This is a genomic window from Streptomyces sp. SJL17-4 (assembly GCF_036826855.1).
Lineage (GTDB): Bacteria > Actinomycetota > Actinomycetes > Streptomycetales > Streptomycetaceae > Streptomyces.
Genome location: NZ_CP104578.1, coordinates 6,191,218 through 6,213,594 on the forward strand (window position 1 = coordinate 6,191,218; position 22,377 = coordinate 6,213,594).

A 22,377-nucleotide genomic window follows, 5' to 3' on the forward strand; every position below is an offset into this window, starting at 1 on the left:
CCGGTCAGGGCGTGTACTTGTAGCCGACCCGCCGCACGGTCTGGATCGTGTGGCGGTGCTCGGCGCCCAGCTTCCGCCGCAGCCGGGCCACGTGCACGTCGACCGTACGCCCGTCGCCGACGTGGCCGTACCCCCACACGGTGGTGACCAACTGGTCGCGGGTGTGGACCCGGTGGGGGTGCGCCACCAGATGGGCGAGCAACTCGAACTCGAGATACGTCAGGTCGAGCGCCTGCCCGTCCACGACGGCGACCCGCCGGACGCCGTCGATGGCCACGGGCCCCTGGTCCTCCACCACGGCGGCGACGGGCGCGGGCGCGGGAGCGGGTGCGGCGACGGGCAGCCGCGGCTGCTGATCGGCCGGTACGAGCACGAGGTACCCGACCATCGGCGGCCGGCCCGGAAGCGTCGGCAGGGTGTGCGGGGGAGCGGGCAGCAGCGTGGCGCCGGGCGGCAGGAAGTCCGCGACCTGCGCGAAGTCGACGACCTCGTGGGGATCGACGGCACGCAGTCGATGACGGCCGGGACGAACGGCGGCGGGGGTGCTGTGAGCGGTCTGGGCCATGGGAAGTCAGCTCTTTCGCGCGGAGGAACGGACGGACAGGAGTCGTACGTCGAACGTCGTGCGCGTCGGCCGAAGGCCGTGGATCGGACCGTACCGATCGGGGCTTTAGAGGGCCGACGCGTTCCTCGCGCGGCAACACACCCGGTCGAAGTCGTGATGCTGCCGGGAAGGCCAGAACGGCTCGAGGTCGTGACGACCCGTCGCGCTGTCGTTCTGAGTGATGGCCATATCCCTATTCAACCAGAAGGGAATGCCCCCGACGACCCCTTCACCGGCCAAACCCCGTCTCGTCCTTCCCACATGCCGGGAGGGGCGGCCTGTCCGGGCATGCGGAAGGGGCGCCGCCCACCGATCACGCCGGGCATGCCGAAGGGGCGTCCACCGATCACGGTGGACGCCCCTTCCGAAGAGGTGCGGGATCAGACCTGGCCGGCCTTCGCGAGGGCCTCGCAGCAGGTGTCCACCAGGAGGCGGGTCACCGTGTACGGGTCCACGTTCGCGTTCGGGCGGCGGTCCTCGATGTAGCCCTTCTGGTCCTGCTCGACCTGCCACGGGATGCGGACCGAGGCGCCGCGGTCCGAGACACCGTAGGAGTACTGGTCCCACGGGGCGGTCTCGTGCAGGCCCGTCAGACGGTCGTCGATGCCGGCGCCGTAGTTCTTGACGTGGTCGAGCGGCTTCGAGCCCTCGCCGAGGGACTCGGCGGCGGTGATGATCGCGTCGTAGCCCTCGCGCATCGCCTTCGTCGAGAAGTTGGTGTGCGCGCCCGCGCCGTTCCAGTCGCCCTTCACCGGCTTCGGGTCCAGCGTCGCGGAGACGTTGAAGTCCTCGGCCGTGCGGTACAGCAGCCAGCGGGCGATCCACAGCTGGTCCGAGACCTCCAGCGGCGCCAGCGGGCCGACCTGGAACTCCCACTGGCCCGGCATGACCTCGGCGTTGATGCCGGAGATGCCGAGACCGGCCTTGAGGCAGTTCTCCAGGTGCGCCTCGACGATCGGGCGGCCGAAGATCTCGTCCGCGCCGACACCGCAGTAGTAGCCACCCTGAGCGGCCGGGAAGCCGTTGACCGGGAAGCCGAGCGGGCGGGTGCCCTCGAAGAAGGTGTACTCCTGCTCGATGCCGAAGATCGGCTCCTGCGCGGCGTACTTCGCGGCGACCTCGGCCAGCGCGGCACGCGTGTTGGACTCGTGCGGCGTCATGTCCGTGTTGAGGACCTCGCACAGCACCAGGACGTCCTCGCCACCGCGGATCGGGTCCGGGCAGACGAAGACCGGCTTGAGGACACGGTCCGAGGCGTGGCCCTTGGCCTGGTTCGTGCTGGAACCGTCGAAGCCCCAGATCGGCAGCTCGCCGAGCGTGGCGCCCCCGCCCACGATGATCTTCGTCTTCGAACGAAGCTTCGCGGTCGGCTCGGTGCCGTCGATCCAGATGTACTCAGCCTTGAAGGTCACGGGCCTCATCCTTTGGGCGTGCTGCTGCGGGTGTCGCGGCGGCTCGCGGCGCTGCGAGAAGCTGCGGTGTCTGTGTCCGGTCGCAGCTTCGCAACACGGGATTTCCCGTCGGTTGCCCGAATGTGAACCCCGTGTTACTCAGCTTTCCCGATCTTCGCGGAGCCGCTGTGCGACGACGTGGGCGTTCAGGAGCGGACCGAGACCCGCGCTCCGGACACGCCGTACGACCTCCGTGTACGAGGTCCCGAGGGCCTCCGCGGTCCGCCCCAGGTGCCAGTCGCAGTCGGCGAGCCGCCGCAGCAGGTACCCCTTCCGGATCTGGTTCTCCGAGAGCCGGAAGGTCTTCAGATAGGCCGTCCGGCCCTTGCGGTCGGTGATCAGCTCCCCGATGTGCTGTTCCGCCCCGCCCCGCTCGAACGGCGGCAGGAACCGGTGCAGATCGAACGGCCCCGTCCGCTGCACCCGCTCGAAGGCGTACGAGGTCTCCAGCAGATCCCGGGCCATCAGCCCGTCGTGCGCCACCGCCCAGGCCCGCTCCTGCTCCCGCGCCGCCGCCCGCAGGTCCGCGAGGGTACGGATGCCACCGGCCCCGTCCCGGATCCGCGCCGTGAACTCGGGCACCGGACCGCCGTAGTACGCGTACTGGTGGACCAGCTCCCCGTACAGGTCCTCGACGAGCGTCGGATGCAGAAGCCGGTAGTCGTCCGGGTGCGGCACCACGAAGGCCGCGGCGAGCGCGTCGGCCACGTACAGGAGCAGCCCGCACTGGCCCGGGTGGACCTCGAAGATCCGCAGCGCCTCCGTGAGCCCGGGTACGCTCCACCCCGCGTACGCCGCCTCGGCACGCGGCGAGAGGCCGTGCCGGACCGCCTCGCGGGACCACTCGTCCCAGACGATCGAGGGCCCGCCGAAGTGCAGCGCGAGATAGCCCTCCAGGGCGAGGTGCAGCGGCAGGAAACGGAGCCGCGCCTCCGCTCGCCCGTCCTTGTCCCGTCGCCGCTTGGCCATCCGGTGGATCCGGCGCACGGGCACGCAGTCCGGCGGCTCGTCGTCGCCCCTGCCGCCGAGCCGGGTGCCGAACGCGGCGGACTCCCTGCCCGCCCCCGGCACCGGGGCGGAACCGCTCCCCGTCCAGTCGGCGACGAAGCCGTGCGGGACGTACGAGGTGTACGTCGTCCGGTCCGGCAGGTCCACCGCGCCGAAACCGCCGTACACCTCCCGGTGCAGCCGCAGCCCGGGGACCGGCTCGGCCCGGACGAGCGGCACCAGCCGCACCCCGCCCCACACCTGCGAGGGCCGGACGTCCAGCCCCGTCAGATCGATCCGGGTCATCGCCCGCCCACCTCCCCCTCGCCCGCCGACGCCAGGAACAGCTCCACCCGCCGGTCCAGATAGGCCCGCAGCTCCGCGAACCCCGTCCGCCCCTCGGCGAACTGCGCGATCTCCACAAGCGCCGCCAGATCCTCCGCGTCGCGGATGCCGGCGGCCGGCACGCTCGGGGCCAGCCGGCGTACGTCGAAACCCTGCGCGTCGTATACGGGGTTCAGGTGCACCACACTCGTCAGGCGCTCCGGATCCAGCCGCGACCGCCACACCCGCAGCACCTCGCCCGCGAGCCCCGGCGGGGCGTTGTCCCAGCCGTCCGAGACGATCACGAGCCGGTCCGGGCCGGTCTCCAGACCGTCCAGGATCCGCAGGCCCAGCGGGGTCGGCCCGTACGGCCGGACGAGCAGCGGGTCGTGGCCGCCCGAGGTCCAGAGCGGGGTGTACGCACCCGGCGCCGCGAGGGCCTCCAGGAGGAAGTGGCAGCCGAGCGCGACGGCCAGCGGGCGGCGCCGCTTCACCGCCGAACCCGAGGACGAGAAGCTGTCGTCGAGCACGGCCGTGACCCGCCCCCAGCTCCCCGCGTACGGCCCCGCCGCGCGCCGGGCCGCCGCCCGCAGCGCTCCCGTCAGCTCGGCCCGCCGCTCCACGCGCGCGCCGAACGGCAGCGAGAGGACGTACAGGGCGAGCCGGGTCAGCGGCATCACGGACAGGTCGGCGGCCCGCTCGGTCCTGAGCTGTTCGAGCCGGGTCATCCGGGGCGCGATCCGCTCCAGGAACACCGCGCGCGGGACGCCGTGCTTGGCGGCGAACCCCTCGGCGACGGTGAACGGCAGCTCGTACAGGGCGCCCTGCTCGTACCGGGCGCGGCGGAAGGCGTCGAGCGTCGCGTTCTCGTACCGGACGCGACGGCCCGGCGCGAAGAGGAAGTCCCCGGTCTCGGGGTCGGGCAGCCGCCCGTGGACGTGCCGGAGGGTGGCCTTCAGGCCGCTCCGGTACTTCACCGCGTCCAGGGCGGGATCGGGGCGCGCCGCGAGCCACGCGCGCACGATCGCGCGCGTACGCCGGTTGTTGACCCCGGCGGCGCGCAGCGTACGGAACAGCCGGTAGACCCGCTGCGGCGGCAGCAGCGCGAGCCGCGCCGCGATCAGCCGCCCCTCGGCCCGCTTCTCCTCCGGCCCGCCGGCCTCGTCCGCGGTGCGCAGGAGCTGCTCGACGACGAGGGCGGCGTTGTGGTGGTTGATGTCGAGCGCGAGGGCCGCGGCGTACACGGGCCGGTAGTTGACCCGCACGTACTCGTGGACGAAGCGGAGCGAGAACCGCTGCTCGGCTGCGGAGGAACGGAACTCGCGCTGGCCGGTGGCGGTCACGGCGGCGTTGACGAAGAGGAGCACGTCCTCGGCGGCGACGAGCTCGGACAAGGCTCTCTCCTTCTCGAACCGCGTGGGTGCCGGCCGGGGAATGAGGGCACGAACAGCGAAGACGTTGCTTCAGAGGCAGGTTCCGGAAGTCGCACCGAAGTCCCGCGGCCGGCCCGGAAACGCTAACACCGGGCGGGGGGAGGGACGCGAGCGGATTACGGGCGGGGAACCGGTGTCGGAGCCACCCGGCAGACTGGGGGCATGGCGAAGCAGCTGGGCGCGAAGCCCCGTATCGGACTCCTCGGCACCGGCCCCTGGGCCGGCCACACGCACGCGCCCGCGTTGGCGGGGCATCCGGGGATCGAGTTCAGCGGGGTGTGGGGCAGACGCCCGGAGGCGGCGGCCGCACTGGCCGACGCGTCGGGCACGCGCGCGTACGAGGACGTGGACGCCCTCTTCGCGGCCAGCGACGCCGTCGCGCTCGCGCTCCCGCCGGACGTCCAGGCGCCGCTGGCGGTCCGGGCGGCGGAAGCCGGCTGCCATGTCCTCCTGGACAAGCCGGTCGCGACGACGGTCGCCGGGGCGCGGGAGGTGGCCGAGGCGGTGGAGGCCGCCGGAGTGGCCTCGGTGGTCTTCTGCACGCTCCGCTTCGCGGAGCCGACGGCCCGCTGGATCGAGGAACAGACGGCGGCCGGCGGCTGGTTCCTGGGCGAGGCGCACTGGCTGGGCTCGCTCTACGGGACCGGTTCGAGCAGCGCGTACGCGGCCTCCCCCTGGCGCCGGGAGAAGGGCGGCCTGTGGGACGTGGGCCCGCACGTCCTGTCGGTCTACCTCCCGGTCCTCGGCGACGTATCGGAGATCACCGCGGCGCGGGGCCCGGCGGACACCCACCACCTGGTGCTCCGGCACACCTCGGGCGCGAGCAGCACCGCCACCCTCACCCTCAGCGCGCCGCCGGAGGCGGCGGAGGCGGCGCTCACCCTGTACGGCACCGGGGGCCGGGCCGAACTGCCGCGCTGGGACGGGGCGGTGGGAGCGTTCGGCGCGGCCGTGGACGCCCTGATCGGCTCGGCCCGCACGGGCGAACCCGACGCCTGCGACGCCCGCTTCGGCCTCCGCCTCACGGAGATCCTGACGGAGGCGGAGCGGCTGACGGTGGCGGAGAGCCCGGCGGAGGCGGAGAGCCCGGCGGCGGCACCGGCCGAGGGCGCGGCGAGCGGGGCCGCCGGGGCCGGGGCGAGGCCGTGAACGCCCCGGACGGCGCGGGTCCGTGCCAAGACGGCCGGTCCGTCCCGCGCGGTCCCGGTCATGACGCGGCGGCCGCGCCCCGCCCGGCGGGGCGATCGGTGAGGGCGGCGCACAGGGCGTCGAGCGCCGCCCCGTACAGCCGCTCCGGCGGCGTGGCGTAACCGACGACCAGGCCGTCCGGGTGGGCTGGGCCGCGGGCGTCGGCGTGGCGGTAGGAGGCCAGGCCCTCCACCGTGACGCCGTGCCGGGCCGCCGCGGCGAGGGCGGAGCGCTCCGTGCCCGGCGGCAGCTCCACCACGGCGTGCAGCCCGGCGGCGATGCCCGTCACCCGTACCCCCGGCACGCGTTCGGCGAGCACGGCCGTCAGCCGGTCGCGCCGCCCGCGGTGCCGCTGGCGCATCCGCCGGACGTGCTGGTCGTACGCGCCGGAGGCGAGGAGGTCCGCGAGGGTGAGCTGGTCCGTCGCGGAGGCGTACGGCTCGCGTTGGCCCTTCGCCGCGACGACGGGGTCCACGAGCGCGGACGGCAGGCACATCCAGCCGATCCGCAGGGTGGGGGAGAGGCTCTTGCTGACGGAGCCGACGAGGACGGTCCGTTCGGGGTCGAGGCCCTGGACGGCGCCCACGGGCCGCCGGTCGTAGCGGAACTCCCCGTCGTAGTCGTCCTCGATCACCAGACCGCCGGAGTCCCGCGCCCACTCCAGGACCCCGGCCCGGCGCTCGGGGTGCAGTGGCCCGCCGGTGGGGAACTGGTGGGCGGGGGTCAGCACCACCGCGCGCGCGTGGCGCGGGATCTCGGCGACCCGCGCCCCGTCCTCGTCGACGGCGACCGGCACCGTGCCGACCCCGGCCTCGGCGAGGAGCCCGCGGTGGAACGGCAGCCCGTACGCCTCGACCGCCCACGGGGCCGCGGGGCCGAGCACGCGCGCGAGGAGCCGTAGCGCGTGCGCGGCGCCCGAGCAGACCACGATCCGGTCCGGGGTGGTGCGGACGCCCCGTACGCGCGCGAGGTACTCGGCGAGCGCGAGGCGCAGTTCGATCCGGCCGTGCGGGTCGCCGATCCCGAAGGCCTCGTGCGGCGCGGCCGTCAGGGCCCGCCGGGCCGCCGCCAGCCAGGCGGCGCGGGGGAAGGAGCCGGGGTCCGGCTTGCCCTGGACGAGGTCGTACGGGAGCGGGGGCGGCGCGGTCGGGTGTACGGGCCGGGGGGCGGGCGCGGCGACCCGGTCGGCGACGCGGGTCCCGGAGCCCTGGCGGGAGGTGAGCCAGCCCTCGGCGACGAGTTCGGCGTACGCGTCGGCGACGGTGTTCCGGGCGATGCCGAGGTCGGCGGCGAGCGACCGGTAGGGCGGCAGCCGGGTGCCGGGGGCGAGCCGTCCGTCGCGGACGGCCGCGCGCAGGGCCTCGATGAGCACGGCCCGCCGCCCGCCCACGGCGCTCAGCTCCAGGTGCAGATCGACCCCGGGCCCGTGGGTGTCCTGTGCGGTCGGCATCTCGGGTGACCCGGCCACCGCGTCCTCCCGGCTCAACGGGAGAGCGCGTCCCGTACGGCCTCCTCGGACCGGCCGACGACGGCCGTGCCGTCCTCGGCGGTGATGATCGGCCGCTGGATGAGCTTGGGATGCCCGGAGAGCGCCTCGATCCACCGGTCGCGGTTCTCGGCGTCCCGGGGCCAGTCCTTCAGCCCGAGCTCCTTGGCGACCGCCTCCTGCGTCCGCGTGATGTCCCACGGTTCGAGCCCGAGCCGGTCGAGCACCTGCCGGATCTCGTCCGGCGAGGGCACGTCCTCCAGGTAGCGGCGCACGGTGTAGTCGGCGCCCTCGGCGTCGAGAAGGGTGAGGGCGCTGCGGCACTTGGAACAGGCGGGATTGATCCAGATCTCCATGCCCCCACGGTACCCCCCAGAGCCCGCTCCACCACCCCCCAAACCCCCTCTGGCCAGGGGCGATTGTCAGTGGGGGCCACTAAAATAGGGGGTGAAGGTGAGGGTCCCGGGGAGGGCCCGCACCCCGCCGTTCGCCAGGAGGTAGCCCATGGCTCTCGCCGTGATCCGGACACCGTCCCTCGAACCCTGGAAGCCGCTCCGGAAGAAGCCGCTCCCCGCGGGCCGCCCCCGCGAGTGGTACGTGACGCACAACCGCCGTCTGAAGGCCATGCGCCTCGCGATCGCCCTCCTCGACGCCGGCGTCTACGTCCCGTCGAAGGCCACGAACGCGACGATACGCAGCACGGCCGAGCACATCGGCATCCACCCGCCCTCGGACACCACCTGCCGCATGGTCCGCGCCATGATCCGCTACGGCCGCTGATACCCGAGGGGCGCTGATACCCGAGGGGCGCTGATACCCGAGCGGCGCTGCCCGGCCGGGGGGCCGGGCAGCGCCTTCGTCGGATCCTGCCCGCTACCAGGCCGTCGGCAGCCGCTCGGGGAGCCGCTTCATGAAGTTGGTGCGCCACACCAGCTGTTCGACCGGCACCGCGAGCCGCAGCCCCGGCAGCCGTTCGAGCACCGTCTCCAGGGCGATCTCGGCGTGCCGCTTGCCGAGCGCGGTGGCCGGGCAGTAGTGCCGGCCGCCTCCGAAGGAGAGGTGGTCGGAGGCGTTCTCCCGCTCGGGCCGGAAGACCAGCGGATCGGGGAAGTGGTCCGCGTCGTGGTTGGCCGCCTCCACGAGGACGAGCACCAGCTCTCCCGCCCGTACGAGCACATCACCGAGGTGGACGTCCTCAAGGGCGAGGCGCGGCAGCCCGTCGCCGATGGACAGGTTGACCCGCAGCAGCTCGTCCATCGCCCCGACGACCCCGCCGCCCGAGGCGAGGGACTCCCGGACGTCGGGGCGGGTCAGCACCGACACCAGTGCCATCGTCAGGAAGCCGGCGGTGGAGATGACCCCGGCTCCGAAGAGCGTCACGCCGACCGTCGCGAGCATCTCGTCGGTGAGATGCGCGTACTCGGGCTCGTCCCGCAGCGCCGCGAGCTCGGCCATGAGCCCGCCCGTCGCCGGGTCGTCGAGCCGCTCGACCATGTAGGCGATGTCCCGGTCCCAGTGGAGCCGCGCGGCCTCGATCTCGCGCGGCGCGTTCATGAACGCCACGTCCAGGCTCCGCAGCAGCCGCGGGCCGTCCTCCTCCGGTATGCCGAGCATCCGGCAGTGCAGCCCGGACGAGTAGGGGTCGGCGAACCCGCTCCGCAGGTCCCCGGGCGCCGCGCCGTCGACCAGCGCGTCCACGAGGGCCCCGGCCCGCGCCCGCAGCCACTCCTCCAGGCCGGGCGCCTTCGGGTTGATCGCCTTCATGACGGCCTTGCGCAGTCCCGCCCCGGTGATGTTGCCCATGTTGTTCACCACGTGCGGCGGGATCGTCAGCGCGTACTGGCGCGGGGCGCCCGGCGCCGAGGTGTCCTTGAGGCTGAACCGCGGGTCCTCCAGGACCTGCCGGCACAGTGCGTACGAGGAGACCAGCCAGGCCTCGTCCCCGGCGATCGTCCGTACCCGCCGTACGGGCTCGGCGCGGAGCGCCTCGACCTCCGCGGGCAGCCGGGTCCCGTCCCAGTCGAAGGGGAACGCGGGCAGTTCGTTCGTCATGACCACGGTCATCGCGAATCTCCTTCGACAGGCGTGAGGATGCCGTGCCCCTGGTTGCGGGACGCACGCAGCCCGGTACCCCGGGCGTAGAGCAGATCGGCCAGGGGCAGGGCCTGGTGGTAGCAGTTGAGCGAGGACGGCACCCCGAGGATCGCGGGGGTGTCCAGGAACAGCGGCACCTCGGCGCTGATGTACGCCCGGCACACCTCCTTCTGGAGCGTGCTCGCCTCCTGCCCCGGCGTCAGCTTCCCGGCCAGGAAGATCCCGGTGAGCGCGTCGCAGGTCTCCCGCACCACGGGATCCCCGTCGACGGCCGCCACGACCTGGCGGTGCAGCTCCTGGTACGCGGGCAGGGCCTGGAACTCCGACATGCCCCGGGCCCTGACCCGTACCCCCGTGGGATCGGCCTCCGCCACGGCGGCCGCGACCTTGGCCCGTACCCCCCGCAGGTTCTTGACGGCCTTCCGCCGCGCCTCGTCGGCCCCGTACCCCAGCGACTCGTACATGTCGGCGACATGCAGATCGGTGTAGACGAGATCGACCTGATCGAAGTGGTCCAAACCCCAGCGCGTCAGCTCGCGCAGCCGCTGGGCGGTGAAATAACTGTTTCCTGGGGAGACGCCGATGACCACGTGCGCGCCCTCGTCGGCGATGACGCGGCAGTGATCGGTGTACGGCTGGAGTCGGAGCGTCTCTGCAGGGGCGAAAGCCGCCTGAGTCACGTCGGCAGTCCTCATCGCGCCAGCTAGTCCCAGCGGAGCCCTGTGCTCCGGGTGTGGCGGCGGCGACGACGACACGCTATCGATCAGTCGCGGAGCGTGAACCCCCTACTCGTAGGTACGTACGAGAGTTCGTCACCTGTTCGCCTTCTTGTGATCTTGGCCGGAAACGGCGAGGCCCGCCGCCCCCGGAAGGGGACGACGGGCCTCGGAAGAACCTCGCTCGCGCGCGGTACGGCCTAGAGGTCGAAGTAGAGCTCGAACTCGTGCGGGTGCGGGCGCAGCTGGATCGGCGCGATCTCGTTCGTGCGCTTGTAGTCGATCCAGGTCTCGATCAGGTCGGAGGTGAAGACACCGCCGGCCTGGAGGTACTCGTTGTCCTCCTCCAGGGCGGTGAGGACGGCCTCGAGGTTGGTCGGGACCTGCGGGACGTTGGCGTGCTCCTCGGGAGCCAGCTCGTACAGGTCCTTGTCGATCGGCTCCATCGGCTCGATCTTGTTCTTGATGCCGTCGAGGCCCGCGAGCAGCAGCGCCGAGAAGGCGAGGTACGGGTTCGAGGACGGGTCCGGCGCGCGGAACTCGACGCGCTTGGCCTTCGGGTTCGAGCCCGTGATCGGGATGCGCATGGCGGCGGAGCGGTTGCGCTGCGAGTACACCATGTTGACCGGCGCCTCGAAGCCCGGGACCAGGCGGTGGTACGAGTTCACCGTCGGGTTGGTGAAGGCGAGCAGCGACGGGGCGTGCTTGAGGATGCCGCCGATGTAGTAGCGGGCGGTGTCCGAGAGGCCCGCGTAGCCCGTCTCGTCGTAGAACAGCGGGTCGCCGTTCGCCCACAGCGACTGGTGGACGTGCATGCCCGAGCCGTTGTCGCCGAAGATCGGCTTCGGCATGAAGGTCGCGGTCTTGCCGTTGCGCCAGGCGACGTTCTTCACGATGTACTTGAAGAGCATCAGGTCGTCGGCCGCGGCGAGCAGCGTGTTGAACTTGTAGTTGATCTCGGCCTGGCCGGCGGTGCCGACCTCGTGGTGCTGGCGCTCGACCTGCAGGCCGACGTTCTCCAGCTCCAGGGAGATCTCCGAGCGCAGGTCGGCGAAGTGGTCGACCGGCGGGGCCGGGAAGTAGCCGCCCTTGTAGCGGACCTTGTAGCCGCGGTTGTTCTCCTCCGCACCGGTGTTCCAGGCGCCGGCCTCGGAGTCGATGTGGTAGAAGCCCTGGTTCGCGGAGGTCTCGAAGCGCACCGAGTCGAACACGTAGAACTCGGCCTCGGGGCCGAAGTACGCGGTGTCGGCGATGCCGGTGGACGCGAGGTACGCCTCGGCCTTCTTCGCGATGTTCCGCGGGTCACGGCTGTACTGCTCGCCCGTGATCGGGTCGTGGATGAAGAAGTTGATGTTCAGCGTCTTGTCGCGGCGGAAGGGGTCCACGCGGGCCGTCGACAGGTCGGCGCGGAGCGCCATGTCGGACTCGTGGATCGCCTGGAAGCCGCGGATCGACGAACCGTCGAAGGCGAGCTCCTCCGACGGGTCGAACGCCGTCGCCGGGATCGTGAAGTGCTGCATCACGCCCGGGAGGTCGCAGAAGCGGACGTCGACCATCTTGACGTCGTTGTCCTGGATGAACTTCTTGACCTCGTCGGCGTTCTGGAACCCGTGCGTCTCGGACATCCCACTCCTCCTACTCCCGGCCCGGGGAGGGGCGGGGTTTGCAGCTGGTTCGTGCGGCCAGTGCGGTGGCACACGCTGGACCCGACCATAGGCAGACGGGATTTCTCAAGCATGACCCAATTGTTTCGTCGAAGTTAACCGGGGTGGGTGTCCCCCCGCCTGTCGACACCCTTCGCCGACCCGGGCCGAAGTGATCAAAAACGGGCGCAGTACCGTGGTCGGGTGGACAACAGGCAAGCACTCGGATCTTGGCTCTCCGGCCCCCGCGCGGCGGCCGAGGACGCAGGCGTCGACTTCGGCTACCGCGGTCAGCAGCTGGGGCTGCCCGAGGAGGGCCCCGGTTCGGTCGCCCGCCCCGGGCGGCGTCTCGGCGCCCTCGCCGTCGACTGGGCCCTCTGCACGCTGATCGCATACGGCCTGATCACCGACGGCTACAACCAGGCCACCGGCAACTGGGCCCTCGTCATCCTGCTCGTCCTGAGCGTGCTGACCGTCGGCACCATCGGCTCGACCCCCGGCAAGCGCCTCTTCGGCCTCGGGGTCGTCTCCGTGAACGGCGGCCGCCTCGGCCTCCCGCGCGTGGCGCTCCGCTCCCTCCTCGTCTGCCTGGCGCTCCCGGCCCTCATCTGGGACCGCGACGGCCGCGGCCTCCACGACCGCCTCTCCGGCGCCGTACAGGTCCGCATCTGACCCGGGAAACACATGAGGAAGGCCCCGGACCGTGACACGGTCCGGGGCCTTCCTCATGAAGCGGTCGAAGCAGTTCTGGAAACGATGTTTCCGGTCGGGCGCGTCAGCGCATCTTTCCGCCCCGCGGCATCCGCATGCCCTTCGGCATCGGACCCTTCGGCAGCGGCATGTTGCTCATCAGGTCGCCCATCGCCCGCAGCCGGTCGTTGGCCGCCGTCACCTGCGGGCCGGAGAGCACCCGAGGCAGCTTGAGCATGGTCGTGCGGACCTTCTTGAGCGGCACCTGGCCCTCGCCGTCGCCGACGATGATGTCGGTTACCGGCACGTCCACCACGACGCGGTTCATGCGCTTCTTCTCGGCCGCGAGCAGGGTCTTCACCCGGTTCGGGTTGCCCTCGGCCACCAGCACGATGCCGGCCCGGCCGACCGCCCGGTGCACGACGTCCTGGCTGCGGTTCATCGCGACCGCGGGGGTCGTCGTCCAGCCGCGCCCGACGTTCTGCAGCACCGCCGCGGCTGCGCCCGGCTGGCCCTCCATCTGCCCGAAGGCCGCGCGCTCGGCGCGCCGCCCGAACACGATGGCCGCCGCCAGGAGCGCCAGGACGAAGCCCAGGATGCCCAGGTAGACCGGGTGACCGATCAGGAAGCCGATCGCGAGGAGGACACCGAGTACGACGATGCCCACGCCTGCGACGACAAGTCCGACCTTCGGGTCAGCCTTTCGGGTCATCTTGTACGTGAGGGCGATCTGCTTGAGCCGCCCCTGGTTCGCAGCGTCAGCGCTGCCCGTGTTTGCCTTCCTCGCCATGTCCTGAAGTTTACGTGGCCCGGGAAGTCCGGCCCGACGCGACCTCCATCACGTGCTGGGCCTCGACCCGGTCCTTGGCGCGGCGGCGGTCCTCCAGGACGGAGTTCCAGGCGTTGCGCCGGGCGGTGCGCTGCCCGGCGCCGAGGAGCAGTGCCTCCACGGCCTTCAGGGCGTCGGTGACGGACGGGATCGCGGTGACGCGGACGTGCGTCGATGCGGCCGGCATGTCGGGGTCCTCCCTCGATTGCGGATGAGACGAGGCGGGGGGTGTGAGCGAGTCGTGGCGGTGAGTGAAACCAGGCTCACAGACTGGTGTTACCAGGGCGTGACCCGGTGGTCAAACACTGATGAAACGTTGATGCGGCCATGTGGCGGGCCCGGGAAGCGCGGACGCGGCCCGTACATCCCCGCTGAGCTGCGGGGCCGTACGGGCCGCGTCGAATCCGGCCATTACTGACCAGTAACCGCTTGTGCTCCGATTCACACAGCCTGCGTGGCGTTGTCGACAGCACCACGCTTCTCTGTGCTGTCGGTCGAGCTCCGCCTTGCCACCCGCTCCGGCCGCGTGCCCGCCCTCGTTCCTCGGGCGGACCCGCAACCTACGCTCCGGCTCGGCTGCGCTTCTCCATCGCCTGCTGGAAGAGACGCCCGGCGCGGTACGAGGAACGGACCAGCGGGCCCGACATCACACCGGAGAAGCCGATCTCGTCGGCCTCCTCCTTCAGCTCCACGAACTCCTGCGGCTTCACCCAGCGCTCCACGGGGTGGTGGCGGACGGAGGGGCGCAGGTACTGCGTGATCGTGATCAGCTCACAGCCCGCGTCGTGCAGCTGCTGGAGCGCCTCGCTGATCTCCTCACGGGTCTCGCCCATGCCGAGGATCAGGTTCGACTTCGTGACCAGACCGTAGTCACGGGCCTGCGTGATGACGTCGAGCGAACGCTCGTAACGGAAGCCCGGACGGATCCGCTTGAAGATCCGCGGCACCGTCTCCACGTTGTGCGCGAAGACCTCGGGGCGCGAGGCGAAGACCTCCGCCAGGAGCTCCGGCACGGCGTTGAAGTCGGGCGCGAGCAGCTCGACCTTGGTGCGGCCCTCGGCGCGCTCCGCCGTCTGCTGGTGGATCTGGCGCACGGTCTCGGCGTACAGCCAGGCGCCGCCGTCCTCCAGGTCGTCGCGCGCGACGCCGGTGATCGTGGCGTAGTTCAGGTCCATCGTGACGACCGACTCGCCCACGCGGCGCGGCTCGTCCCGGTCAAGGGCTTCGGGCTTGCCCGTGTCGATCTGGCAGAAGTCACAGCGTCGGGTGCACTGGTCACCGCCGATGAGGAAGGTCGCCTCGCGGTCCTCCCAGCACTCGAAGATGTTGGGACAGCCCGCCTCCTGGCAGACCGTGTGCAGCCCCTCGCTCTTCACGAGGCTCTGCATCTTCGTGTACTCGGGCCCCATCTTCGCCCGGGTCTTGATCCACTCGGGCTTGCGCTCGATGGGGGTCTGGGCGTTCCGGACCTCCAGGCGCAGCATCTTGCGTCCGTCGGGTGCGACTGCGGACACATCGGCTCCTGTAGCTTCGATTCTTCGGCGCACACCAGGGTACGCCGTTGCTTCCCATGCCTTACTACGTCTGGCCAACCTCTGGCCAGCGCCCCGCATTCCTGCGGGCACTCCTCAGACCGAGGACGTCTCCACCGGACGCTCGATCTCGCGCGGCTTCAGCTCCGCCTGCTCCAGGACCGCCCGCAGGTGCTTCTCCACCACCGGCAGCACCTCCTCGATCGTGACGTCGCGGCCCAGTTCGTTGGCGAGCGAGGTGACGCCCGCGTCGCGGATGCCGCACGGGATGATCCGGTCGAACCAGGCGTTGTCCGGGTTCACGTTCAGGGCGAAGCCGTGCATGGTGACGCCCTTGGCGACCCGGATGCCGATCGCGGCGAGCTTGCGGTCCTCGCGGCGCTGGCCGGCGTTGGACGGGGCGTACTCGGGGCCGTTCATCCGCGGGTCGAACTCCTCGTCGTTCAGACGGGGGTCGAAGTCGAGGGAGAGCCCGCCGAGGGCCGGCCGCTGCTCCACCGGATCACCGAGCACCCAGACCCCGCTGCGGCCCTCGACCCGGCTGGTCTCCACGCCGAACTCGGCGGCGGTGAGGATCAGCGCCTCCTCCAGGCGGCGGACGTGCGCGACGACGTCCACGGGCCGGGGCAGCTTCATGATCGGGTAGCCGACGAGCTGGCCGGGGCCGTGCCAGGTGATCTTGCCGCCGCGGTCGACGTCCACCACGGGCGTCCCGTCGAGCGGGCGCTCGCTCTCCGCCGTACGCCGGCCGGCCGTGTAGACCGGCGGGTGTTCGAGGAGCAGACAGGTGTCGTCGATCTCGTCGGTGAACCGCGCGGCGTGCACCTCGCGCTGCTTGTCCCAGGCCACCTGGTAGTCGACGGCTTCCACGCCGAAACCAAGGCGGACGAATCGCAGCTCACTCACGGCCATGCCTCCTCCTGGGTGCCGGGCTCCGGAATCCGGGGATCATCCCGGGCCGGTGCGGCACCATGCGTCATTCGCGCCCATGCCACTGTACGGCGGTGCCGGGGACACCCCTCCGGCAGGTGGACGGGGCCACCGTGCGGCGGGTGGACGAGGGCACCTACGTCAGCGATGCCGTCAATCCTCACACGATCGGATGAATGTGGGGCGAAGGTGGCGGTACGGGCCGTGAGGACCGCTAAATTCGCGCCGTTCCATGAGGGTCCGACGGGGCTGCCGTCCGGACCCGGAAGGCAGGAGACCGCACAGCTGATGACGGAACGACCACCGCAGCGCATCCCGAACCGCCAGCTCGCCGCGCTCATCGCCGAAGCCGGGTTCTCCCATGCGGGCCTGGCGAGACGGGTGGACCAGCTCGGCCTGGAACACGGTCTCGATCTGCGGTACGACAAGACCTCGGTGACCCGCTGGCTCCGCGGCCAGCAGCCACGCGGCACCACGCCCGCGCTGATCGCCGAGGTCTTCACCCGTCGCCTCGGCCGCCGGCTCTCCGCCCAGGACCTCGGCCTCGACGCCTGCGCGCCGGTCTACGCGGGCCTGGAGTTCGCGGCGACCCCCGAGGAGGCGGTCGACATCGTCAGCGGGCTCTGGCGGAAGGACTCCGGCAGCCACGCCGAACTCCGCAAGATCGCCTTCACTCCGGCGGGTCTGGTCGTGCCCAGCCGCGACTGGCTGATCGGCCATGCGGACGACCGGGTGGCCCGGGGGGACGCGCCGGGCCCTCGGGCCGCGTCGGCGGCCGCCCCGGCCGCGGCCAAGGTCACGGCCGAGGCCCGCCTGGCGCACGAGCCGCGCCCGGCGCACGACTCGCGCCCGGCGCATGAGCCGCGCCCGGCCCATGACCCCCGACTCGCGACGCACGATCCCCGGGTGCCGCCCCAGGGCCGCTTCTCCGTGCCCAGGCAGCGCGGTACGGACAGGGGGCCCGGCCAGCGGGTCTCCAGCGGGGACATCGCGGCCCTGCGCTCCGTCGGCGAGCTGTTCCGTACGCTCGACCACGCCTACGGCGGCGGGCACGCCCGGCAGGCCCTCGTCCGCTACCTGGAGCACGAGGCCGAGCCGATGCTGCGCGGCACGTACGGGGAGTCCGTGGGCCGCCGCCTCTTCGCCGCGGCCGCCGACCTCACCCGGCTGGCCGGCTGGACGTCGTACGACATCGCCGCGCACGGCCTCGCCCAGCGCTACTTCGTCCAGGCGCTGCGGCTCGCCCAGGCCGCCGGGGACCGGGCGTACGGCTCGTACGTGCTCCTCACCATGAGCTGCCAGGCCGTCTACCTCGGCCACGGCCGTGAGGCGGTGCAGCTCGCCCGGGTCGCCCAGCAGGGCGTCGGGCCGACCGCGCCACCGGTCGTTCAGGCGATGCTGCACGCGGTCGAGGCGCGGGGGCACGCGGTGCTCGGCGAGGCGCGGGTGTGCAGCGCCTCGCTGGTACGGGCCGAGCGGGCCCTGGAGGCGGCGCGGCCCGGCGACGAGGTGCCGTACTGGGCCCGGATGTTCGACGAGGCCCAACTCGCCGACGAGCTCGGGCACTGCCACCGCGACCTCCAGCAGTACCGGCCGGCGGCCCAGCACGCCGAACGCGCCCTCCAGCTCCGCGCCCCCGGCTTCGCCCGCAGCCGCCTCTTCTGCCGGGTGGTCCTGGCGACGTCGCGCCTGGCCCTGGGGGAACTGGACCAGGCGTGCGCGCTGGGAGCGGAGGCGGCGCAACAGGCGTCGGAGATGAGGTCGGCGCGGGCGACGGAGTACGTACGCGACTTCGAACGCCGGCTGGAGCCGTACCGGGACGCGGCGGCGGCCCGCACCTACCGCGACCGAGTAGCCGCCCTCGGCTGACCCCACGGCCCCGCCCGGCCGGGCTGCACCCGCCCGGCCCGGTGCGGGCTGCACCCGCCCCGCCCCGTGCGCGCTGTGCCCGCCCCACCGCCCGTGTGGGCGGGCCCAGGCCGCCACCCACCCGCCGTGTGGGCCGCGCCGCCTCGCCACCGGGGCCGCGCCCGTACCCACCCGCCGTGTGGGCCGCGCCGGCGGCCCCCGCCACCCGCCGTGTGGGCTGCGCCCGCGCCCTCGCCACCCGCCGTGTGGGCCGCGCCCGCGCCCGTACCCACCCGCCGTGTGGGCATTCGTCCCGCAGGGCGGGACGGGTGGGAACACGGGACGGCGCCCTCTGGCGGCGCCTCCGCCCCTTGTGCCTGGACCCGCACCACCAGCGCAGCGCGCACCCGGTGCGGGTTCAGGCGCGGGAGCCTAGGCCCGGCAGGGGGCGTCGTCCGTTGTGCCCACCCGTTCCGCCCCAGCGGAACGAATGCCCACAACGTGGTGCGCGGGCCGCAGCCCGCGACGGGCGGGTGCGGGCCGGCTCGCAGTGGGGCGTGGGCGGCAGTCCACCACGGGCCGCACCCGCGACGGGGGTCGTGGAACCGTGGCGGGTTACGCCGCGCCCGGCTCCTCCGTCGACAGCCCGTCCACCCGCCCCACCCCCAGGTCCGTCAACAGGGCCGAGGCCGCTCGGGCGCCCGAGGCCAGCGCGCCCTGGACCGTGCTCGTCGCGCGGTGGTCGCCGCAGACGTACAGGCCCGCAAGCAGGCGGACCGAGCGGCGCGCGTCGTGCGGTGGCGGCATCGAGGGGACCGCGTCCGGCGTGTGACGCAGGGCCAGCAGCTCCCACTCGTCCGTCGACGTGCCGTACAGCGTCGCGAGGTGCTTGCGGACCCGCCGTTCCGTGTCGTCCGGCGGCGTCCCGAGCACCGTCGAGGTGATCAGCGTCCGGCCCTCCGGCGCCCGGCCCGGGTCCACCGCGCTCATCACCGCCGTGTGGGCCACCGGCCCGCCGGGGTCGGCCTCCAGGAGCAGCGTCGGGTCCGCCGTCGGCGCCCCCGGCGCCCCCGGCGCCACCGGCGCCGTGTGGTGCAGCACCGTCACCGAGTGGAAGGCCGGCCTCCGCAGCCCCGGCAGCAGCTCGGCCGCCGTCCGCGCCCCCGTCGCGAGGACGACCGAGCGGCACCGGAACACCCCGTGCTCCGCCGTCGTCACCCGCGAGACCGACGCCTCCGTGACCCGGACCCCCGTCCGGACCGTGCCCGGCGGCAGCGCCGCCGCGAGCCGTTCCGGGAGCGCCGCCGCCCCGCCCTCGGGCACCGCGAGCCTGCCCCGGGCGAAGGCGCGCAGCGCCAGGTCCGCGCGGCGGCTCGACATGCCGAGGTCCGGGTCGCCGAGGAGCGCCGCGAGCAGCGGCCGCAGCACGCCCTGGACGGTCCTGGCGGGCAGCCTCGCGGTCAGCGCCTCGCGGGCGGTGCGCTCGGGGCGGGCCAGGATCCGCTGCGCCGGGGTCGCCGCGAGCCGGACGAGGGACGCGCCGAGCCGCGCCTGGTCGAGCGAGGCGGCCGGATGCCGGGGGGCGCTCGCGAGGGCGCGCGCCACGCTGAACGCTCCCCCCACGCTCCGGTGTCCCGGAGTCCGCGGCCCGCCGGCCGTCCGGCGCGGGTGCGGGGCGCCCCATCGCGCGTACCGGCCGTCGCTGTGCACGAGCACCCCCGGGGCGAACGGCCGCAGCACCAGTCCGTCGAGCCCCGGAACGGCCCGGAGTTCCTCGTACGACAGGGTGAGCAGCGGTCCGACCCGGTCGAGCAGGAAGCCGTCGACGGCCTCGGTCGCCATCCGGCCCCCGACGCGGGGTTCCGTCTCCAGGACGGCCACGGAGAGCCCGGCGTCGGTCAGCCGGCGGGCCGCGGCGAGTCCCGCGACCCCGGCTCCGACGATGACGACGTCGACGCTTCGCGTGCCGTCGACGTCCGTACGCTGTGCAGTCCTTGCGCTGTCGGCGCTGTCTGCGCTGTTGAGCACGTGCCCCTCCCCAGGTCGGCGCGGCCGGTGGGAGGCCTATGCCCCCAACGAGCCTCCGGAATGCCCGAGTTCGCCGTTCTCGTCGAGCCTAGGCAGCGCTCCCGCGGGTGCCAGCAGCGCGCACCGGGGTGCGTGCGGCACGGGGGAGCACGGAGGGGGAGTGAGGGAGGGGGAGCGGGCGCGGAGGTCAGCGCGCGGCCGCCCTGATCGAGTCGTCGATCGTCGGGAACGCGAAGTCGAATCCGGTCTCCAACAGCCGTCCCGGCAGCACCCGCTGACTCCCCAGCACGTCCTGCGCGAAGTCCCCGAGGACCACCCGCAGCGCGGGCGCGGGCACCATGAAGAGGGTCGGCCGGCGCAGCACCCGGCCCATCGCCGCCGTCACCTCGCGGTTGGTGACCGGTTCGGGGGCGGTCAGGTTCACCGGGCCCGAGAGCGCCGGGGTGTCGATCAGATGGCGCAGGGCGGCCACCTCGTCGTGGAGGGAGATGAACGACCAGTACTGGCGGCCGTCGCCCATCCGCCCGCCGAGCCCGGCCCGGAACACCGGGAAGAGCCGTCCCCACGCCCCGCCCTCGCGCCCCACCACCAGGCCCGTACGGGCGTAGGTGACCCGGATGCCGGCCTCCTCGGCGGGGGCCGCGGCGGCCTCCCACTCCACGCAGACCTCGGGCAGGAAGCCCGTACCCGCCGGGGCACTCTCGTCGACCGCGCGGCTGCCGGTGTCGCCGTACCAGCCGAGCGCCGTGCCGCACACCAGGCTCTCCGGCGGCTCCGCGAGGGAGGCGAGGGCCTGGGAGATCGCCGTCGTGCCGAGGACGCGGCTGTCGCGGATCTCCTGCTTGTACGCCTCGTTCCAGCGGCGTTCGCCGACCCCGGCGCCCGCCAGGTGCACGACGGAGTCCACGCCGACGAGCCCGGCGGCGTCCACGTACAGCCGCTTCGGGTCCCACTCGACCTCGTCGGCGGTCAGAGCGGGGCGGCGGACGAGCCGGAGGACGTCATGGCCGTCGGCGCGCAGGGAGCGGACGAGGGCGGAGCCGATGAGCCCGGAGGCGCCGGTGACGGCGACACGCTTGCGAGTGGCGGAACGCTGCATGGGTGCCATCCTGCCCTCTCGCGCGGACGCGTGGCACAGTGGTGGCCATGATCGTGCCGCAGACGCTGATACGTACCGCCGAACGAGAGGACGACGCCGCCCTCGCGGAGCTCGACCGGGTCACCTGGTCGCCCCTGCACGCGGTGCTGCCCGCCCCGGTCCCGCCGTACGAGCCCTTCTTCGACGAGCGCCACCTGCCCGGGGACTACCTCGTCGCCGTGCGCGAGGGCGTGATCGTCGGCTACATCCGGGCGGTGCCGCCGACCCGGCTCGCCGCCACCGCCCACGTCCGGCAGATCCAGGGCCTCGCGGTCGCCGAGTCCGCGCGGGGGCACGGCGTGGCGCGGGCACTGCTGCGGGCCGCGATGGACAAGGCGCGGGCGGACGGCGCCGTCCGGATGACGCTGCGGGTGCTCGGCCACAACGCCCCGGCCCGCGCGCTCTACGCCTCCGAGGGCTTCGCGGTGGAGGGCGTGCTGCCGGGGGAGATGTTCCTGGCCGGGGAGTACGTGGACGACGTCCTCATGGGCCGGTCGCTGACCCTCGGCTGACCTCCGGGTTCAGCAGCCGCATCCCGCCCATCAGTTCGCGCAGGCACCGGACCGCGAGCTCCGCCGGAGCGCCCTCGCCCCGTGCCGGCGCGTCCGTCTCCGCCCAGCTCTCCAGCGCGATCCTGATCGCGTCCGTGGCAGCCGCCGCCGCGAGCCGTACCTCCAGCGGGTCCGCGCCCGCCCCCGCGAGCCCGGCGACGACCTCGCGCAGCCGCTCCTCCGACTCCTGGTTGACCCGGTACCAGACGGCCCGCAGCGCCGGGTCCTCGGCGGCCGCGCGCAGCAGTCCGCGCGTCCAGCGCAGCCCTTCCTCGGCCGCCGCGTCCATGGGCGTCAGCGAGGCGGCGATCGAGCGTTCCAGGGCCTCGGGCAGCCCCGCGCCCGGTTCCGCGGTGGCATCTGCGGCGCCCCCGGCCGTCACGGCGCCCCCGGCCCTCACGGCGCCCCCGGCTGTCACGGCGCCCCCGGCCCTCACGGCGCCCCCGGCTGTCACGGCGTCCGCGGCCCTCACGGCGCCCCCGGCCGTCGCGGAGCTCGCCGCCGTCGCCGTCGCCGTCGCCGCGAGGAGTTCGCGCCAGCGGTCGCCGCCGCCCGCGAGGAGCGGGGCCACGGCGTCCTGCTTGGAGCGGAAGTACCGGTAGAAGGTGCGCAGCGCGACCCCGGCCCGCAGGGCGATGTCCTCGGCCGTGGTGCCGTCGGGGCCGTGCTCGGTGAAGAGCTCGGCGGCGGCGCGCGCGATGTCCAGCTGGGTGGCGGCCTTGCGGCGCTCCGTCAGCGTCCGGGTGGGGGGCGTGGCGCCCTCGGGCTTGGTGCTCACCGTACGAAGCGTACGCCCGCGACCGCCCTCGGTGCATTTCGTGCAGCTATGGCAAAACGTGCCACTTGGGCGTACGGTGGCGACATTCCCCGGGAACCGCAGACGTCCCGGAAGCAGGATTCCCGGA

Annotated in this window: 21 protein-coding genes; 5 read left to right on the forward strand and 16 right to left on the reverse strand. The window is 73.2% G+C overall.

From position 1 onward, the window contains the following. Positions 1–4: 4 nt before the first annotated feature. The 4 genes from N5875_RS27835 to N5875_RS27850 form a co-directional block, all read right to left on the reverse strand. On the reverse strand, positions 5–565 hold the full coding sequence (locus tag N5875_RS27835) for a winged helix-turn-helix domain-containing protein (RefSeq protein ID WP_318211344.1): 561 nt from the start codon (positions 563–565) through the stop codon (positions 5–7). Positions 566–984: 419 nt separating this feature from the next. Then, on the reverse strand, positions 985–2,016 hold the full coding sequence (gene glnII, locus N5875_RS27840) for a glutamine synthetase (RefSeq protein ID WP_318211343.1): 1,032 nt from the start codon (positions 2,014–2,016) through the stop codon (positions 985–987). 138 nt (positions 2,017–2,154) lie between these two features. Beyond that, positions 2,155–3,348, reverse strand: a complete 1,194-nt coding sequence (locus tag N5875_RS27845; RefSeq protein ID WP_338496882.1) for a hypothetical protein — start codon at positions 3,346–3,348, stop codon at positions 2,155–2,157. Next, positions 3,345–4,760, reverse strand: coding sequence for a hypothetical protein (locus N5875_RS27850; RefSeq protein WP_338496884.1), 1,416 nt, complete (start codon positions 4,758–4,760; stop codon positions 3,345–3,347). The genes N5875_RS27845 and N5875_RS27850 overlap by 4 nt, the downstream gene beginning before the upstream one ends. Before the next feature lie 201 nt (positions 4,761–4,961). Between N5875_RS27850 and N5875_RS27855 the strand changes: the two genes are divergently transcribed. Continuing rightward, positions 4,962–5,948 carry a Gfo/Idh/MocA family oxidoreductase gene (locus N5875_RS27855; protein ID WP_338496885.1) on the forward strand — a complete coding sequence of 329 codons (987 nt, stop codon included), beginning with the start codon at positions 4,962–4,964 and terminating at the stop codon, positions 5,946–5,948. 58 nt (positions 5,949–6,006) lie between these two features. Here the strand turns inward: N5875_RS27855 and N5875_RS27860 are convergent, their stop codons facing one another. Both N5875_RS27860 and N5875_RS27865 read right to left on the reverse strand, forming a co-directional pair. Then, a complete protein-coding gene (locus N5875_RS27860; RefSeq protein ID WP_318211341.1) occupies positions 6,007–7,437 on the reverse strand; it encodes a PLP-dependent aminotransferase family protein in 1,431 nt (476 codons plus the stop codon). A 32-nt stretch (positions 7,438–7,469) separates the two neighbouring features. Then, complete coding sequence (locus N5875_RS27865) at positions 7,470–7,829, reverse strand: arsenate reductase family protein (protein ID WP_318211340.1); 360 nt, start codon at positions 7,827–7,829, stop codon at positions 7,470–7,472. Positions 7,830–7,977: 148 nt separating this feature from the next. Here N5875_RS27865 and N5875_RS27870 point away from each other — a divergent pair, with 148 nt between their 5' ends. Continuing rightward, a complete protein-coding gene (locus tag N5875_RS27870) occupies positions 7,978–8,253 on the forward strand; it encodes a hypothetical protein (protein WP_318211339.1) in 276 nt (91 codons plus the stop codon). A gap of 93 nt (positions 8,254–8,346) precedes the next feature. On the opposite strand, the gene N5875_RS27875 is transcribed toward N5875_RS27870, so the two are convergent. The 3 genes from N5875_RS27875 to glnA all read right to left on the reverse strand — a co-directional run bounded on the left by N5875_RS27875 (position 8,347) and on the right by glnA (position 11,908). Further along, positions 8,347–9,537, reverse strand: coding sequence for a cytochrome P450 (locus N5875_RS27875; protein ID WP_338496887.1), 1,191 nt, complete (start codon positions 9,535–9,537; stop codon positions 8,347–8,349). After that, positions 9,534–10,247, reverse strand: coding sequence for a tRNA-dependent cyclodipeptide synthase (locus N5875_RS27880; protein ID WP_338496890.1), 714 nt, complete (start codon positions 10,245–10,247; stop codon positions 9,534–9,536). Before N5875_RS27880 ends, N5875_RS27875 begins: the two co-directional genes overlap by 4 nt. 236 nt (positions 10,248–10,483) lie before the next feature. After that, the gene (gene glnA / locus N5875_RS27885) at positions 10,484–11,908 is read right to left on the reverse strand and encodes a type I glutamate--ammonia ligase (RefSeq protein ID WP_318211336.1); all 1,425 of its coding nucleotides are present in this window, start codon (positions 11,906–11,908) and stop codon (positions 10,484–10,486) included. Between the two features lie 222 nt (positions 11,909–12,130). On the opposite strand from glnA, the gene N5875_RS27890 reads away from it, so the two are divergent. Next, positions 12,131–12,598: an RDD family protein gene (locus N5875_RS27890; protein ID WP_318211335.1), complete on the forward strand. Its 468-nt coding sequence runs from the start codon at positions 12,131–12,133 to the stop codon at positions 12,596–12,598. Positions 12,599–12,701: 103 nt separating this feature from the next. On the opposite strand, the gene N5875_RS27895 is transcribed toward N5875_RS27890, so the two are convergent. The 4 genes from N5875_RS27895 to lipB form a co-directional block, all read right to left on the reverse strand. After that, positions 12,702–13,406 carry a DUF4191 domain-containing protein gene (locus N5875_RS27895; RefSeq protein ID WP_318211334.1) on the reverse strand — a complete coding sequence of 235 codons (705 nt, stop codon included), beginning with the start codon at positions 13,404–13,406 and terminating at the stop codon, positions 12,702–12,704. 10 nt (positions 13,407–13,416) lie between these two features. Further along, positions 13,417–13,632, reverse strand: a complete 216-nt coding sequence (locus N5875_RS27900; protein WP_030208220.1) for a hypothetical protein — start codon at positions 13,630–13,632, stop codon at positions 13,417–13,419. A gap of 373 nt (positions 13,633–14,005) precedes the next feature. Beyond that, complete coding sequence (gene lipA / locus N5875_RS27905) at positions 14,006–14,959, reverse strand: lipoyl synthase (protein WP_318211333.1); 954 nt, start codon at positions 14,957–14,959, stop codon at positions 14,006–14,008. A 114-nt stretch (positions 14,960–15,073) separates the two neighbouring features. Then, positions 15,074–15,883, reverse strand: a complete 810-nt coding sequence (gene lipB / locus N5875_RS27910; protein ID WP_318211332.1) for a lipoyl(octanoyl) transferase LipB — start codon at positions 15,881–15,883, stop codon at positions 15,074–15,076. Positions 15,884–16,195: 312 nt separating this feature from the next. On the opposite strand from lipB, the gene N5875_RS27915 reads away from it, so the two are divergent. Then, complete coding sequence (locus N5875_RS27915; protein WP_318211331.1) at positions 16,196–17,776, forward strand: regulator; 1,581 nt, start codon at positions 16,196–16,198, stop codon at positions 17,774–17,776. A gap of 594 nt (positions 17,777–18,370) precedes the next feature. Here the strand turns inward: N5875_RS27915 and N5875_RS27920 are convergent. After that, on the reverse strand, positions 18,371–19,699 hold the full coding sequence (locus N5875_RS27920; protein WP_338499284.1) for an NAD(P)/FAD-dependent oxidoreductase: 1,329 nt from the start codon (positions 19,697–19,699) through the stop codon (positions 18,371–18,373). A 271-nt stretch (positions 19,700–19,970) separates the two neighbouring features. Next, positions 19,971–20,891, reverse strand: a complete 921-nt coding sequence (locus tag N5875_RS27925) for a TIGR01777 family oxidoreductase (RefSeq protein WP_338496899.1) — start codon at positions 20,889–20,891, stop codon at positions 19,971–19,973. A gap of 38 nt (positions 20,892–20,929) precedes the next feature. Here N5875_RS27925 and N5875_RS27930 point away from each other — a divergent pair, with 38 nt between their 5' ends. Next, a complete protein-coding gene (locus tag N5875_RS27930; RefSeq protein ID WP_318211329.1) occupies positions 20,930–21,433 on the forward strand; it encodes a GNAT family N-acetyltransferase in 504 nt (167 codons plus the stop codon). Here the strand turns inward: N5875_RS27930 and N5875_RS27935 are convergent. Then, positions 21,405–22,250 (reverse strand): TetR family transcriptional regulator, encoded by an 846-nt coding sequence (locus N5875_RS27935; protein ID WP_318211328.1) that lies wholly within the window; start codon positions 22,248–22,250, stop codon positions 21,405–21,407. The genes N5875_RS27930 and N5875_RS27935 overlap by 29 nt on opposite strands. Between the last annotated feature and the right edge of the window lie 127 nt (positions 22,251–22,377).

What these genes read in the sequence shown, in the direction of transcription:
- N5875_RS27835 (WP_318211344.1), bottom strand. Translation starts at nt 565, where the DNA reads ATGGCCCAGACCGCTCACAGCACCCCCGCCGCCGTTCGTCCCGGCCGT.
- N5875_RS27845 (WP_338496882.1), bottom strand. Translation starts at nt 3,348, where the DNA reads ATGACCCGGATCGATCTGACGGGGCTGGACGTCCGGCCCTCGCAGGTG.
- N5875_RS27855 (WP_338496885.1), top strand. Translation starts at nt 4,962, where the DNA reads ATGGCGAAGCAGCTGGGCGCGAAGCCCCGTATCGGACTCCTCGGCACC.
- N5875_RS27860 (WP_318211341.1), bottom strand. Translation starts at nt 7,437, where the DNA reads ATGCCGACCGCACAGGACACCCACGGGCCCGGGGTCGATCTGCACCTG.
- N5875_RS27865 (WP_318211340.1), bottom strand. Translation starts at nt 7,829, where the DNA reads ATGGAGATCTGGATCAATCCCGCCTGTTCCAAGTGCCGCAGCGCCCTC.
- N5875_RS27870 (WP_318211339.1), top strand. Translation starts at nt 7,978, where the DNA reads ATGGCTCTCGCCGTGATCCGGACACCGTCCCTCGAACCCTGGAAGCCG.
- N5875_RS27875 (WP_338496887.1), bottom strand. Translation starts at nt 9,537, where the DNA reads ATGACCGTGGTCATGACGAACGAACTGCCCGCGTTCCCCTTCGACTGG.
- glnA (WP_318211336.1), bottom strand. Translation starts at nt 11,908, where the DNA reads ATGTCCGAGACGCACGGGTTCCAGAACGCCGACGAGGTCAAGAAGTTC.
- N5875_RS27895 (WP_318211334.1), bottom strand. Translation starts at nt 13,406, where the DNA reads ATGGCGAGGAAGGCAAACACGGGCAGCGCTGACGCTGCGAACCAGGGG.
- N5875_RS27900 (WP_030208220.1), bottom strand. Translation starts at nt 13,632, where the DNA reads ATGCCGGCCGCATCGACGCACGTCCGCGTCACCGCGATCCCGTCCGTC.
- N5875_RS27915 (WP_318211331.1), top strand. Translation starts at nt 16,196, where the DNA reads ATGACGGAACGACCACCGCAGCGCATCCCGAACCGCCAGCTCGCCGCG.
- N5875_RS27925 (WP_338496899.1), bottom strand. Translation starts at nt 20,891, where the DNA reads ATGGCACCCATGCAGCGTTCCGCCACTCGCAAGCGTGTCGCCGTCACC.
- N5875_RS27930 (WP_318211329.1), top strand. Translation starts at nt 20,930, where the DNA reads ATGATCGTGCCGCAGACGCTGATACGTACCGCCGAACGAGAGGACGAC.